Annotated in this window: 14 protein-coding genes; 6 read left to right on the top strand and 8 right to left on the bottom strand. The window is 44.9% G+C overall.

Translation table 11 applies throughout. The features are described 5' to 3' along the window. The first annotated feature begins 87 nt into the window (after positions 1-87). Positions 88-1,896, top strand: a complete 1,809-nt coding sequence (lepA, locus tag DACSA_RS13455) for a translation elongation factor 4 (RefSeq protein WP_015230281.1) — start codon at positions 88-90, stop codon at positions 1,894-1,896. Between the two features lie 156 nt (positions 1,897-2,052). Further along, positions 2,053-3,660, top strand: a complete 1,608-nt coding sequence (gene prfC, locus DACSA_RS13460) for a peptide chain release factor 3 (protein WP_015230282.1) — start codon at positions 2,053-2,055, stop codon at positions 3,658-3,660. A gap of 155 nt (positions 3,661-3,815) precedes the next feature. On the opposite strand, the gene DACSA_RS22605 is transcribed toward prfC, so the two are convergent. The 7 genes from DACSA_RS22605 to DACSA_RS13490 all read right to left on the bottom strand — a co-directional run bounded on the left by DACSA_RS22605 (position 3,816) and on the right by DACSA_RS13490 (position 8,029). After that, positions 3,816-3,944 carry a hypothetical protein gene (locus DACSA_RS22605; RefSeq protein WP_269544603.1) on the bottom strand — a complete coding sequence of 43 codons (129 nt, stop codon included), beginning with the start codon at positions 3,942-3,944 and terminating at the stop codon, positions 3,816-3,818. A 248-nt stretch (positions 3,945-4,192) separates the two neighbouring features. Next, positions 4,193-5,251 (bottom strand): 3-deoxy-7-phosphoheptulonate synthase, encoded by a 1,059-nt coding sequence (aroF, locus tag DACSA_RS13465; protein ID WP_015230283.1) that lies wholly within the window; start codon positions 5,249-5,251, stop codon positions 4,193-4,195. A 118-nt stretch (positions 5,252-5,369) separates the two neighbouring features. Further along, the gene (locus tag DACSA_RS13470) at positions 5,370-5,843 is read right to left on the bottom strand and encodes a PAM68 family protein (protein WP_015230284.1); all 474 of its coding nucleotides are present in this window, start codon (positions 5,841-5,843) and stop codon (positions 5,370-5,372) included. 17 nt (positions 5,844-5,860) lie between these two features. Next, positions 5,861-6,130 carry a 30S ribosomal protein S15 gene (gene rpsO / locus DACSA_RS13475; RefSeq protein WP_015230285.1) on the bottom strand — a complete coding sequence of 90 codons (270 nt, stop codon included), beginning with the start codon at positions 6,128-6,130 and terminating at the stop codon, positions 5,861-5,863. 63 nt (positions 6,131-6,193) lie between these two features. Continuing rightward, the gene (locus DACSA_RS13480; RefSeq protein ID WP_015230286.1) at positions 6,194-6,379 is read right to left on the bottom strand and encodes a hypothetical protein; all 186 of its coding nucleotides are present in this window, start codon (positions 6,377-6,379) and stop codon (positions 6,194-6,196) included. A 37-nt stretch (positions 6,380-6,416) separates the two neighbouring features. Further along, positions 6,417-6,854, bottom strand: a complete 438-nt coding sequence (ruvX, locus tag DACSA_RS13485; RefSeq protein ID WP_015230287.1) for a Holliday junction resolvase RuvX — start codon at positions 6,852-6,854, stop codon at positions 6,417-6,419. Continuing rightward, a complete protein-coding gene (locus tag DACSA_RS13490) occupies positions 6,851-8,029 on the bottom strand; it encodes a GNAT family N-acetyltransferase (protein WP_015230288.1) in 1,179 nt (392 codons plus the stop codon). Before DACSA_RS13490 ends, ruvX begins: the two co-directional genes overlap by 4 nt. 373 nt (positions 8,030-8,402) lie before the next feature. Between DACSA_RS13490 and cruF the strand changes: the two genes are divergently transcribed. The 3 genes from cruF (at position 8,403) to DACSA_RS20795 (ending at position 10,926) form a co-directional block, all read left to right on the top strand. Next, positions 8,403-9,338 carry a gamma-carotene 1'-hydroxylase CruF gene (gene cruF / locus DACSA_RS13495; protein WP_041235889.1) on the top strand — a complete coding sequence of 312 codons (936 nt, stop codon included), beginning with the start codon at positions 8,403-8,405 and terminating at the stop codon, positions 9,336-9,338. A 137-nt stretch (positions 9,339-9,475) separates the two neighbouring features. Further along, positions 9,476-10,708, top strand: a complete 1,233-nt coding sequence (gene cruG, locus DACSA_RS13500) for a 2'-O-glycosyltransferase CruG (protein ID WP_015230290.1) — start codon at positions 9,476-9,478, stop codon at positions 10,706-10,708. After that, positions 10,678-10,926, top strand: a complete 249-nt coding sequence (locus DACSA_RS20795) for a hypothetical protein (RefSeq protein WP_051017322.1) — start codon at positions 10,678-10,680, stop codon at positions 10,924-10,926. Before cruG ends, DACSA_RS20795 begins: the two co-directional genes overlap by 31 nt. A gap of 200 nt (positions 10,927-11,126) precedes the next feature. On the opposite strand, the gene rnhA is transcribed toward DACSA_RS20795, so the two are convergent. Then, the gene (gene rnhA, locus DACSA_RS13510; RefSeq protein WP_015230291.1) at positions 11,127-11,975 is read right to left on the bottom strand and encodes a ribonuclease HI; all 849 of its coding nucleotides are present in this window, start codon (positions 11,973-11,975) and stop codon (positions 11,127-11,129) included. Between the two features lie 90 nt (positions 11,976-12,065). Here rnhA and DACSA_RS22610 point away from each other — a divergent pair, with 90 nt between their 5' ends. After that, complete coding sequence (locus DACSA_RS22610; protein WP_269544604.1) at positions 12,066-12,197, top strand: hypothetical protein; 132 nt, start codon at positions 12,066-12,068, stop codon at positions 12,195-12,197. Positions 12,198-12,221 lie beyond the last annotated feature (24 nt).

A 12,221-nucleotide genomic window follows, 5' to 3' on the forward strand; every position in this document is an offset into this window, starting at 1 on the left:
ACACAAGTTAAGATAGTTGTACAGTGCGATCGCCCGAAGGGCGCTGGCAAAGACAATCGCGCTTCTACCGACGAACAAACACATCCTATGACTAACGTTTCTGTTTCTCGTTTTCGTAACTTCTCCATCATCGCTCATATCGATCATGGCAAATCAACCTTAGCTGATCAACTGCTACGTTGGACGGATACCGTGAAAGAGCGGGAAATGAAAGAACAGTTCCTCGATAACATGGACTTAGAACGAGAGCGAGGAATCACCATCAAACTACAAGCCGCGCGGATGAATTACACCGCCAAAGACGGCGAAACCTACGTTTTAAACCTCATTGACACCCCTGGTCATGTGGATTTTTCCTATGAAGTCTCCCGTTCTCTCGTCGCTTGTGAAGGAGCATTATTAATTGTCGATGCGTCTCAAGGAGTAGAAGCGCAAACCCTCGCCAATATCTATCTGGCTTTAGAACAAAACCTAGAAATCATCCCAGTCTTAAACAAAATCGACTTACCTAGCGCTGAACCGGAACGGGTATTAGAAGAAATCGAAGAAGCGATCGGGTTAGACTGTAGTAATGCGATTATGGCTTCTGCGAAAATGGGGAAAGGCATTGACGAAATTCTAGAAGCGATCGTTCGTTTAATTCCCCCACCAGCAGAAACCACAAACGAGCCTCTCAGAGCATTGATTTTTGATAGCTATTATGACCCTTATCGCGGAGTAATCGTCTATTTTCGGGTTGTGGATGGAACAGTGAAAGTAGGGGACAAAATTCGTCTCATGGCTTCTAAAAAAGAATACGAAATTGATGAAATTGGTATTCTCTCCCCGACAAAAGTTCCCGTAGAAGAACTCCACGCGGGAGAAGTGGGCTATATTGCAGCCTCAATTAAAGCAGTGGAAGACGCTCGCGTTGGTGATACCATCACCCTCGCCAATAAACAAGCAGCGTCTCCTCTTCCAGGTTATCAAGAAGCGAAACCGATGGTTTTCTGTGGGTTATTCCCTACCAGTACCGATGATTACGCCGACTTGCGAGATGCGTTAGATAAATTAAAACTCAATGATTCGGCTCTTTCTTATGAACCAGAAACCTCCAGCGCCATGGGGTTTGGTTTCCGTTGCGGATTTTTGGGGCTGCTTCACATGGAAATTGTCCAAGAACGGTTAGAACGAGAGTATGATTTAGATTTAGTGGTGACTGCGCCTTCGGTAATTTACCGCGTGATGCTCAATGATGGGGAAATTATCGAAATTGATAATCCCAGCGCTCTCCCTTCACCGCAAGAACGAGAAGCAGTAGAAGAACCTTACATCCATTTAGAAATGATTACCCCAGAAGAATATGTGGGAGCGTTGATGGAGTTATGTCAAGGGCGACGGGGAGAGTTTAAGGATATGAAATATTTCACTCCCACCCGAACCACACTGGTGTATGAGTTGCCTTTAGCAGAAGTGGTGACTGACTTTTTTGATCAGATGAAATCTCGATCGCGCGGTTATGCCAGTATGGAATACAATTTCCTCGGTTATCGTGCCAACGAACTGGTAAAACTCGACATCATGGTCAATAACGAGTCGGTGGATTCCCTAGCGATGATTGTTCACCGCGATAAAGCCTATCCTGTGGGTAAATCGCTGGTGGAGAAGCTAAAAGAGTTAATTCCCCGTCAACAATTTAAGATTCCTGTACAAGCGGGAATTGGTAGCCGTATTATTGCCAGCGCTCATATTCCCCCACTGCGAAAAGATGTCTTAGCTAAATGCTACGGCGGTGACATTTCTCGGAAAAAGAAACTCTTACAAAAGCAGGCTAAAGGGAAAAAGCGCATGAAGTCCATTGGAACTGTTGATGTGCCTCAAGAAGCATTCATGGCGGTTTTGAAATTGGAACAATAAAGTCATCCCTTAAACTGAAATAGCAATCCCAGATGATTAGTAAATGCTTTTGCCCCCAAACCCCCAATAATGGGGGCTTTAAGGAATTAAGTTTTTCCGCTCTCATTTAGTAGGATTGCTAAATTAACCAAAATTCATAGTGGAATCGATCGAAGAATGTCAACAGAACAAGAACTAAAACAAGCGGTAGAGTCTCGGCGCAACTTTGCCATTATTTCTCACCCTGACGCGGGGAAAACCACTCTCACCGAAAAACTACTCCTTTATGGGGGAGCAATTCACCAAGCTGGGGCTGTAAAATCGAAACGAGCGCAACGTCAAGCCACTTCCGACTGGATGGAATTGGAAAAACAACGAGGGATTTCCATTACTTCCACTGTTTTACAATTCGACTATCACAACTTCCAGATTAACCTTTTAGATACCCCAGGACACCAAGATTTTAGTGAGGATACTTATCGCACTCTGGCGGCGGCGGATAATGCGGTAATGTTAATTGATGCGGCAAAAGGATTAGAACCGCAAACTCGCAAGTTATTTGAGGTGTGTCGAATGCGATCGTTGCCCATTTTTACTTTTGCCAATAAGATGGATCGACCGTCGCGAGAACCTCTCGAACTGATTGACGAAATCGAACAGGAATTAGGGTTACAAACCTATGCTGTCAACTGGCCGATCGGTCTTGGTGACAGATTTCAAGGGGTTTACGATCGACGCACCGAACAAATTCACCTTTTCCAGCGTACCGCTCACGGTAGCACCCAAGCACAAAGCACTGTTCTCTCGATAACTGATCCAAAAATTGAAGAAGTCTTAGACCAAGAACTTTACTTCCAACTCAAAGACGAAATCGAAATCATTGAAGAAGTCGCCCCCGACTTTGATCTCAAAAGAATTCACAACGGAGAACTGTCTCCCATGTTCTTTGGAAGTGCTATGACCAACTTTGGGGTGCAATTGTTTCTAGATGCGTTTTTAGAGTATGCTCAACCGCCAGAAGCTCATCAATCCTCATTGGGAGAAATGAATCCCACCTATCCTGACTTTACGGGCTTTGTGTTTAAGCTGCAAGCGAACATGGACCCCAAACATCGCGATCGGGTGGCGTTTGTTCGAGTTTGTACGGGAAAATTTGAGAAGGATATGACGGTTAATCATGCTCGTAGCGGAAAAACGGTGCGCCTCTCTCGTCCTCAAAAGTTATTCGCTCAAGATCGCGATTCCATTGATAATGCTTATCCAGGGGATGTTATTGGCTTAAATAATCCTGGAATGTTTGCCATTGGTGACACGGTTTATACGGGGCAAAAAATCGTTTATGAGGGGATTCCTTCTTTCTCTCCCGAATTATTTGCCTATTTGAAAAATCCCAATTCGTCTCGGTTTAAACAGTTTCATAAAGGGGTAACTGAATTACGGGAAGAAGGGGCGATTCAGATTATGTATTCTAAAGATGAAAGTAAGCGCGATCCCATTCTGGCGGCGGTGGGACAATTACAGTTAGAGGTGGTGCAATATCGCATGGAAAACGAGTATAACGTGGAAACGCGGTTAGAGATGTTGCCTTACAAGGTAGCGCGATGGGTAAAAGGCGGTTGGGAAGCTCTTGATGAAGTGGGACGATTGTTTAACACTGCGATCGTCAAGGATATTTTAGATCGTCCCGTGTTGCTGTTCAAGAATCAGTGGAATTTACAACAAGTGGAAGGAGATCATCCAGAATTACAGTTGAGCGCGATCGCTCCCCTAGAGAGAATTTCCTAATCCACATCAGCACCTCCCCGTAGGTTGGGTGAAACGAAGTGAAACCCAACACAAGCCTCCCCGTAGGTTGGGTGAAACGAAGTGAAACCCAACATCATTATCCACATAATCACCTCCCCGTAGTTTGGGTGAAACGAAGTGAAACCCAACATCATTCACAATTGAATCGTCTTGGATGCCGTCAACTGTAACCAACCTACATCTACATTGCTGGTGTTGGGTTTCGTCTTCTCCACCCAACCTACACAATCTACATTGCTGGTGTTGGGTTTCGTCTTCTCCACCCATTGCAGTGACCAGTGATCAGTGATCAGTGATCAGTAAGCAGTGAATAGTGAATAGTAAGCAATTAATTCGTAACAGATTGTAAGCTACTAAGTAACTGATTAGATCAAGAACAACTGGTAACTGGTAACTGGTCACTGGTCACTGATTGGTGTTGGGTTTCGTCTTCTCCACCCAACCTACACAATTGGTGTTGGGTTTCGTGTGGAGACGTTCCATGGAACGTCTCTACCCAACCTACACAATTCTACGCAACTGCGACGGGAGAACTTTCCCAACGTCCTAATGGTTTAGCAATTACGCCTAATTCTTGCACTAACTCCTTAAAACGCGCTGGTGTCAAGGATTGTGCGCCATCAGACCAGGCTTTCGCTGGGTTGGGATGAACTTCAATCATTAGTGAGTCCGTTCCCGTTGCGATCGCGCCCATTGCCATCGCTGGCACGTACTCAGATTTTCCTGTACCGTGACTCGGATCAATCATAATCGGAAGATGCGTCAGAGTCCGTAACACAGGAATCACCGATAAATCGAGGGTATTGCGAGTATAGCGCCGATCGAACGTGCGAATCCCCCGTTCACATAAAATCACATTGGGATTCCCTGCTGCCAAGATATATTCTGCCGCCATAATCCATTCCTCAATGGTTGCGGACATTCCCCGTTTGAGCAACACAGGTTTATTCTGAGCGCCCACCTTTTTCAAGAGAGCGAAATTCTGCATATTCCGCGCTCCCACTTGTAGCACGTCTGCGACTTCCGCAATTTTCTCCACATCGGCGGTATCCATGACCTCAGTAATAATGCCTAAGCCACTGGCTTCTCTGGCAGCTGCCAATAATTCCAACGCACTTTCCCCATGACCTTGGAAAGAGTAGGGAGAAGTACGAGGTTTATAAGCGCCACCGCGTAGAAACTTCGCACCTGAAGATTTGACTGCTTTTGCCGTTTCTACAATCATTTCCTCATTCTCTACGGAACAAGGGCCCGCCACCAACACGACAGGATGATGTTCCCCAAAGGCAACCGCACCGTTGGGCGTATCCACCCACACTTCGCTGGGTTCACCGTGACGAAACTCTCGACTGGCGCGTTTAAAGGGCTGTTCCACTCGCACCACTTCCTCAATCCAAGGACTCATTTCTTGGAGTTGTAGGGGGTCCATAGAAGCGGTATCTCCCACTAATCCGATGACGACCTTATGCTTACCGACAATTTTTTCAGGGGTTAGCCCTTTGGCTGTACACTCTTCGCAGAGACGGCTGATTTCGGCTTCTGGTGAGCCAACTTTCATCACAATGATCATAGGTTTTAAGGTTTCTCTATTTTTAGGTTTTCAATTCAGCATCGATCGAGGAACATTTTTCCTCATTTACGATCTATTGTTTCCAGACTTCAGGATATTTTTCAATTAAGGAAATCTTTTATTCTTGGCGACGCTCTTCTCTGGCAGTACGAAAAGCGGCAAAAATGCGTTTGATATTGACCGTAAATTCTTCCCAACCAAACCGCGTTCCCACTCGCTCTTCATCCCAAGAAGCGGAAATTAAACCATAGCTTAAGCCTAAAACACCAAGTCCAAATAATCCCATGCTCACTAACACCACTGTATAGGGAGGAAGCTCTAGCAATTCTTTCGTGACAATCCAGTAAAAAGCGAAAAAGCTCAAAATTCCCAAACTGGTGGGAATACCTGAAAAGAAAGCCATTCGACGAACCATGCGTTGGCTAACGCTTTCGGGAATAGCAGAAAGGGAGGCTTGAGCTTTACGTTGATCTTGTACAGGTGGCTGAGGTTTAGACTCAGTTTTTACGGGTTCAGTTTTTGGTTTCTTTTTACGCTTTCTGGTGGGTTCAAAAGGTAAGTTGGTCCGTTTTTCTTCTGGTTGAGAAGCCATAAATCTATCAATAGCGGTTAACCACGAATACCAAGTCGTTTAATCAGTTCCTGATAGCGTTCTTGATTTTCTTTCTGTAAATAGGATAACAAACTCCGACGATGACCAATCAATTTTAGCAGTCCCCGTCTAGATGAGTGATCTTTGTCGTTTGATTTGAGATGTTCGGTTAAGCGAGTGATACGCTTGGTTAAAATGGCAATTTGGACTTCTGTTGAACCCGTATCGGTTTCATGGACTTGATAATCGTTAATGATTTCTTGTTTTCGTTCTTGGGTCAGACTCATTGTTTTTTGCGTTTACTTTCCTAATTTATGGCAATGCGATTCTCCATAATAGCATCTTCATTCCTATCTAGGGGCAAACTCTTGCCTTGCTTTCTCAATCAGTCGATCGAATTTTCCAGCCTCAAAGTCCATTTCAATTTCTTGATCCCAGCGTTCATTTTCCAATTCATAAAACCATTCACGAAATTGAGAAAATTCTTCTGGTGAAAGATTACGCACGTTTTCTTCTAATTTTTCAATTTTAGACATGGTTATCAACTCCTCAAAATTTCTTGGTTTTGGTGGTTCAATGGGAGGTTAAGCGTTTATGATCCAGCCATTGTTGCAGAATAATGGCGGCGGCGTGAGCGTCAATTTGGGCTTTATCTCGTCTCGGGGAAAATCCTCTTTTGGTTTTGAGTTGGGTTTCTGCTTCGATCGAGGTTAATCTTTCGTCCATATACTCGATCGGCAATTTTAATACACTCGCCAACCGTTCCGCATACTTTTCCGTCCGTTGTGCTTGTTTTCCCCACTCACCAGCGAGAGAATAGGGTAAACCAATTACAAGTATCGTCACTTCACGTTCGGCAATCAACTGCTGTAATTTTGCCACATCGTCTGTAAAACCAACCCGTGTAATGGTGGTGAGGGGAGTTGCAATTAAACCCGTGCCATCGCAACCCGCAACACCAATGCGTTTTTTCCCAATATCTAGCCCTAACGCCGATATTCTCCCGCTCAATTTGCTTCTTCCTCTTCTTTTCTCAATATTTCTTGCTCTAGATTCTCCTCTGTCTCTTTCGCAAAAGAGTTTAACCAGGGTAAACGACTGGGAATCGGACTCCCACCTGGACGCAATCCCTGTAAGACCCCTGACAATTGTAATCTTTCTAGGGAAGAAGGGGCTTCCCGTAATTTGTGCCACACGGAACGAGATAAAAGAAGCGTGTGTTCAATGCGTTCGGCGCCGATTTCTTCTAAATATTCCTCCCGTTCGGGTTGATAATCCGCAGAAGCTAGAAGGAGATGAGTATTTTTAGGCAGCGATCGAGCGATTTTGGCAACTAATTCGCGGTAAAGCCAAGTATAAGCAGGATGAACGGTTAATTTGCATTCTCGCGGTTGATTTTCCCCTAAATTGGGATTTAACTGATAATGGGCGATCGCTGCTTTTCGTTGCGGTTCAAACACATATCCCTCTTGAGTTTGCTTCCTTCCTAACCACTGTTGTAAGCGCCCGATCGTGATTTCTAGGAAATTACGATTAAAATCCGTCACATGGCGATCGAACACTTGACGCAGTAACGGCGGCATTGATACCGTATCCAATTGATAAAGCAATTGAGCATCGGCATTATTAACAGGAAGCAAATTTGGCAGTTTTGGCTCGTGTTGCGCCAATTCCTGCAATTGCTGAGGAGAAATCAACCAATAAGTTGACTGTGCTAAAGGTTGAAACCCATTGCTCCGATACAGTCCTAATATACTCTTATGATGAATGTTAACTTCTAAAATCCAAGTCCTCGCTTCCCAAATCGTCTCAAAGCAATATCTTAAAAGCTGCGAGCCAATTCGTTTTCCTGCTAGAGGATAACTGGGATCAACTAAAATATGTTCAACTTGCCAAGTGCTGCGACTGCTATTCGTGGGAGAGACTTTAATCGCTCCTACCACTTGTTCCTCTTTTTCTGCGACATAAATGCAAAATTTGTGTTGTGCTGGGTTTGGGAATAAACTGCGGAGTTTGAGCGGATTATACCATTGTCGAAAATTGGCGATATCTTCACTGAAAGCAGACACTGAACCACTATGATGGAGTTCGTGAGATGATTTCAGTAGAGCTTCGATCGCATCTAAGTCTCGATCTTGCAACCAGCGAATGGTTAAGTTGTTTTCTTCAGGGAGGAATAAATTCATTTTAGTTTTAATGTTGTTTTCAGTGCGCTTTCTTCTTTCAATCTAGCGATAGGAACAAATACTTAGGCACTCGCCAGACCAATTCTGAGTTCAGATTTCCTTGATCTTAACGAGTTGCATCCTACCCAAAAAATTTAAAGCTGAAAGTCCATAATCGTTTTATCTATCTTAAATTCGGCTCAGGAAGGGGGATTGCTCAATTTTTTTCCTCATCATCATTGATTTTTTCCCCGAAACTTGCAACATTGTTTGTAAATTTTTGTAAACTATTAATTAATCTTTGTCGATGAGCCTCAATTTAACCAGAGTGCCATTTCCAAAATTTACCCCTTTATCATTTAACAAGTTGTATCAAAACAAGGAAGAAAAATTAATGAAATTACAACAATCTGGGAGCGGATTCTCCCCAGCAACGGGGCTGTTAATCGGTCACATTGGTGCGATGATCTTTGGGATTGCTGGCTTAGTGCTAGTGCTTCCCAACGGAGAATTTATTGCCAGTTTACCGCCGATCGGACAAACCGCGTTTAGTTACTCAATGGCTGGCGGTGGCGTTGTTTATATGTTACTAGGTGCGAGTGCGGTTGCGGTTTATGCTTACCAAAACTTAGGCGGCAAACGCTGGCTTACCTTCATGGTTCCCGCGTTGAGTCTCTCTCTCGCCAGTGAACTCTTAGGAACCAGTACAGGTTTTCCTTTTGGAGAATATCGTTATTTAAGTGGATTAGGTTATAAAATTGCTGATTTAGTACCGTTTACGATTCCTTTATCTTGGTTTTATGTCGGATTTTGTACTTATTTAATTGCGAGAGTGGGATTAGAAAGTCGTCCTCTTCCAACCTGGGTGCGAAGTGTCGGCGCGATCGGGGTTGGTTCTTTACTCCTCACTTTTTGGGATTTTGTTCTCGATCCAGCGATGAGTCAAACCGATGTTCCGTTCTGGGTTTGGGAACAACCAGGCGCCTTTTTTGGAATGCCTTATCAAAACTTTGCGGGTTGGTTTATTACTGGCGTTATCTTTATGACGACGGCTCATCTTTTCTGGGGAAATCAACGGTTAGGATTAGTCCGTCGTGATCTGACCTTTGCTTTTGTTGTCTATTTCTCTAACATCTTATTTGGAGTTGTCCTCAGTTTAGCCGCAGGAATCTGGATTCCTGTGGTGATCGGGACAATATTTGCTGTAATTCCCTGTGCGGTTCTCTATTGGATTACTCCCACAGTGACAGCTTCGCCAATGGTGAAAACAGAAACTGAGGAAAAAGATGCGGTTTCAATGGCACAATTACAGAGCAACCGCGCTCAGTAATTGTCTAAACTTCCCTATTGACAGGAATGTTTTGTAGCTTCTAATCTTTAGTTTGATCTTTCCTCTTCCGTTATCAGCTTGAAGTTGGACGGGAGAGGATTCATTTCGGTTTAGTCCGTTAACATCCCATTTATTCAATGAGCTTTTTTGTCGTCATTAATCTAGTCATCACTGATCCCTCAACCAGCAACGGGTTACTCGCCACTGGTTGCTGTTTACTCCTTCTGTTGCAACTTCCCGCCACATTTATTTTGTTATCTCGTTTACTGAAAGGGGCGAAACGAGTGCCTCCCCTTCTCCCACGCATGACAACCCCAGAACAATTTGGAACAGTGAGCATTATTGTTCCGACACTGAATGAAGCCGATCGCATTTCCCCCTGTTTAAGAGGCTTGACGCAACAAGGGTATGAGGTGCGAGAGATTTTAGTTGTGGATAGCGACTCTACTGATGGGACTCCCGATTTGGTGAAAGCCGCCCAAAAACATGATCCGCGATTTCGGTTGCTCAGTGATGCGCCTTTACCGTCAGGATGGGTGGGTCGTCCTTGGGCGTTACATACGGGGTTAATGGCGAGTTCGGAAAACAGTGAATGGGTTTTAGGGATTGATGCTGATACCCAACCGCGATCGGGTTTAGTTTCTGCGTTGATTGCCAGTGCTGAGTCGGAAGGCTATGACCTCTTGTCTTTGTCGCCTCAATTCCAGTTAAAATCATCGGGGGAATGGTGGCTACAACCTGCTTTATTGATGACGTTGTTATATCGTTTTGATGTGGCGGGAGTGAAACCGAATCCGCCAGAACGAGTGATGGCGAATGGACAGTGTTTTCTCGCTCGTCGTGAGGTTTTAACGGCTCTGGGAGGCTATGAAGCCGCGAAGGGATCATTTTGTGATGACGTGACATTGGCGCGGTATGCGGCGAGTATGGGGGCGCAGGTGGGCTTTTTCGATGGGGCAAAAGTGATTAAAGTGCGAATGTATGAGGGGATGAAGGAAACTTGGCAAGAGTGGGGACGTTCTCTTGATTTGAAGGATGCTTCCACACCGAGTTTATTATTGTTGGAATTGTGGTTATTGTTGGTATTACAGGGGCTTCCTCTTCCTGTCTTTGTCGGCTCGATCGCTGCGTTTTTGCAAGGGGAAACGAGCTTAATGTTTCTTCTCGCTTTCGGACTCAACGGGGGACTGTTGATCATACGTTTCGCGTTATTGTTTGCGGTCGCGCCTTCTTATGACCGCGCGGCTTCTCCTCAATCTTGGTTCTTTTGGCTTTCTCCGTTTGCTGATTTGCCAGCAGTAGCTCGGATTTTTCTGTCTGCGAGTAAACGTCCCACACAATGGCGAGGACGACTGTATCACAACAATTAGTGACTATAGCGCTACGCGCTAGGCAAGAGGCAAGAGGCAAGAGGCAAGAGGCAAGAGGCAAAAGGCAAGAGGCAAGAGGCAAGAGGCAAGAGGCAAGAGGCAAGAGGCAAGAGGCAAGAGGCAAAAGGCAAGAGGCAAGAGGCAAGAGGCAAGAGGCAAGAGGCAAGAGGCAAAAGGCAAAAGGCAAGAGGCAAAAGGCAAGAGGCAAGTTGCCTTAGTAATACCATTTTGATAAACTGGCGCTACACACCAACCCATTGTTCCCCCCTTTCAAAGGGGGGTTAGGGGGGATTTACTGTAACTTGACTTCTCCAAAATGGTATAAGGTATAGGTGAGTTTCAACATTTTGGAATGTCCTAACCTGATTTTGTAGCGCTATAGAAAGAGCGCTCGATCGGGATCAAACGCTGTCTGAAATTAACCTTCTGCTCGTTCTAATTGCCAGAGAATCTGATTCCCTTCTCTGCGAACTCGTGACACGACCCAGTTCCGCCAAGACCAGTGACTCCCCCTACTGGTGACAGCACTGGCGTTAACATTCATTAATTCCGCGAGTTCGGAACTACTGATGAGATAACCTTTTTGGGCGATTTCGTCAGCAATTCTCAAAGATTCAATGAGATGATTTAAACCCGTCATGCGATCGCCTTGTATCAAACGAGAGTCTTCCAGTGAGCGTTCTTCTAATTCTTCCATAGGATTTGCCAGTGTCTTGCTTGCGATTGGTTCAGGTGTCTCTGATTGTATCGTTTGCTTAACCTCAGCTACCGTATCGGAGTTAGCTGTAAGGGGAAATTCTAGGGTTTTTTTCAGATTTGGCTGCTGACCTTGAGCAAAATGTCGCGCGATCGCGTCACAGCGTTCATTACCCGCAATGCCTTGGTGAGCAGGAACGTGCTTCCAAGTGACGAGGGAATTATTAAGTTGGTCTAAAAGTTGCCAAAGGTCTTGATTAAGAACCGCTTTTCCTGTGCTAGTTTTCCAACCTTTCTTTTTCCACCCCTTTAACCATTGCGTCAGACCTTTAATTAGATACTGACTATCGCTGTAAAGCTGAATCGGTTTTGTCTGTCCACTGTCTCGGAACAACTGTAAAGACGCGATCGCCGCTTGTAACTCCATGCGGTTATTTGTGGTTTCGCGTTCTGCGCCACCGATTTCATAAACCGAGCCATCTTGAAAATATAACACGGCTCCCCAACCCCCAGGTCCTGGATTCCCCAGACAAGCGCCATCGGTATAAATGCAATCAATCACAGGTTTCATCAGTCAATTAATACCATTTTCAAAAAGTTAGGTTATAGTATATCCCCCCTAACCCCCCTTATTTGTTATTTGTTATTTGTTATTTGTTATTTGTTATTTGTTATTTGTTCACTGGTCACTGATCACTGGTCACTGGTCACTGGGAGACGTTCCATAAAACGTCTCTACATTGGTCACTGGTCACTGGTCACTGATCACTGGTCACTGGTCACTGGTCACTGATCACTGGTCACTGGTCACTGGTCA

The sequence above is a fragment of the Dactylococcopsis salina PCC 8305 genome (genome assembly GCF_000317615.1).
Lineage (GTDB): Bacteria > Cyanobacteriota > Cyanobacteriia > Cyanobacteriales > Rubidibacteraceae > Halothece > Halothece salina.

Coding starts and splice junctions, on each gene's coding strand:
- DACSA_RS13470 (WP_015230284.1), bottom strand. CDS start 5,843: ATGGCTTCTCAACCAGAAGAAAAACGGACCAACTTACCTTTTGAACCC.
- lepA (WP_015230281.1), top strand. CDS start 88: ATGACTAACGTTTCTGTTTCTCGTTTTCGTAACTTCTCCATCATCGCT.
- aroF (WP_015230283.1), bottom strand. CDS start 5,251: ATGATCATTGTGATGAAAGTTGGCTCACCAGAAGCCGAAATCAGCCGT.
- cruG (WP_015230290.1), top strand. CDS start 9,476: ATGAGCTTTTTTGTCGTCATTAATCTAGTCATCACTGATCCCTCAACC.
- prfC (WP_015230282.1), top strand. CDS start 2,053: ATGTCAACAGAACAAGAACTAAAACAAGCGGTAGAGTCTCGGCGCAAC.
- cruF (WP_041235889.1), top strand. CDS start 8,403: ATGAAATTACAACAATCTGGGAGCGGATTCTCCCCAGCAACGGGGCTG.
- rnhA (WP_015230291.1), bottom strand. CDS start 11,975: ATGAAACCTGTGATTGATTGCATTTATACCGATGGCGCTTGTCTGGGG.
- DACSA_RS20795 (WP_051017322.1), top strand. CDS start 10,678: ATGGCGAGGACGACTGTATCACAACAATTAGTGACTATAGCGCTACGC.
- DACSA_RS13490 (WP_015230288.1), bottom strand. CDS start 8,029: ATGAATTTATTCCTCCCTGAAGAAAACAACTTAACCATTCGCTGGTTG.
- DACSA_RS13480 (WP_015230286.1), bottom strand. CDS start 6,379: ATGTCTAAAATTGAAAAATTAGAAGAAAACGTGCGTAATCTTTCACCA.
- rpsO (WP_015230285.1), bottom strand. CDS start 6,130: ATGAGTCTGACCCAAGAACGAAAACAAGAAATCATTAACGATTATCAA.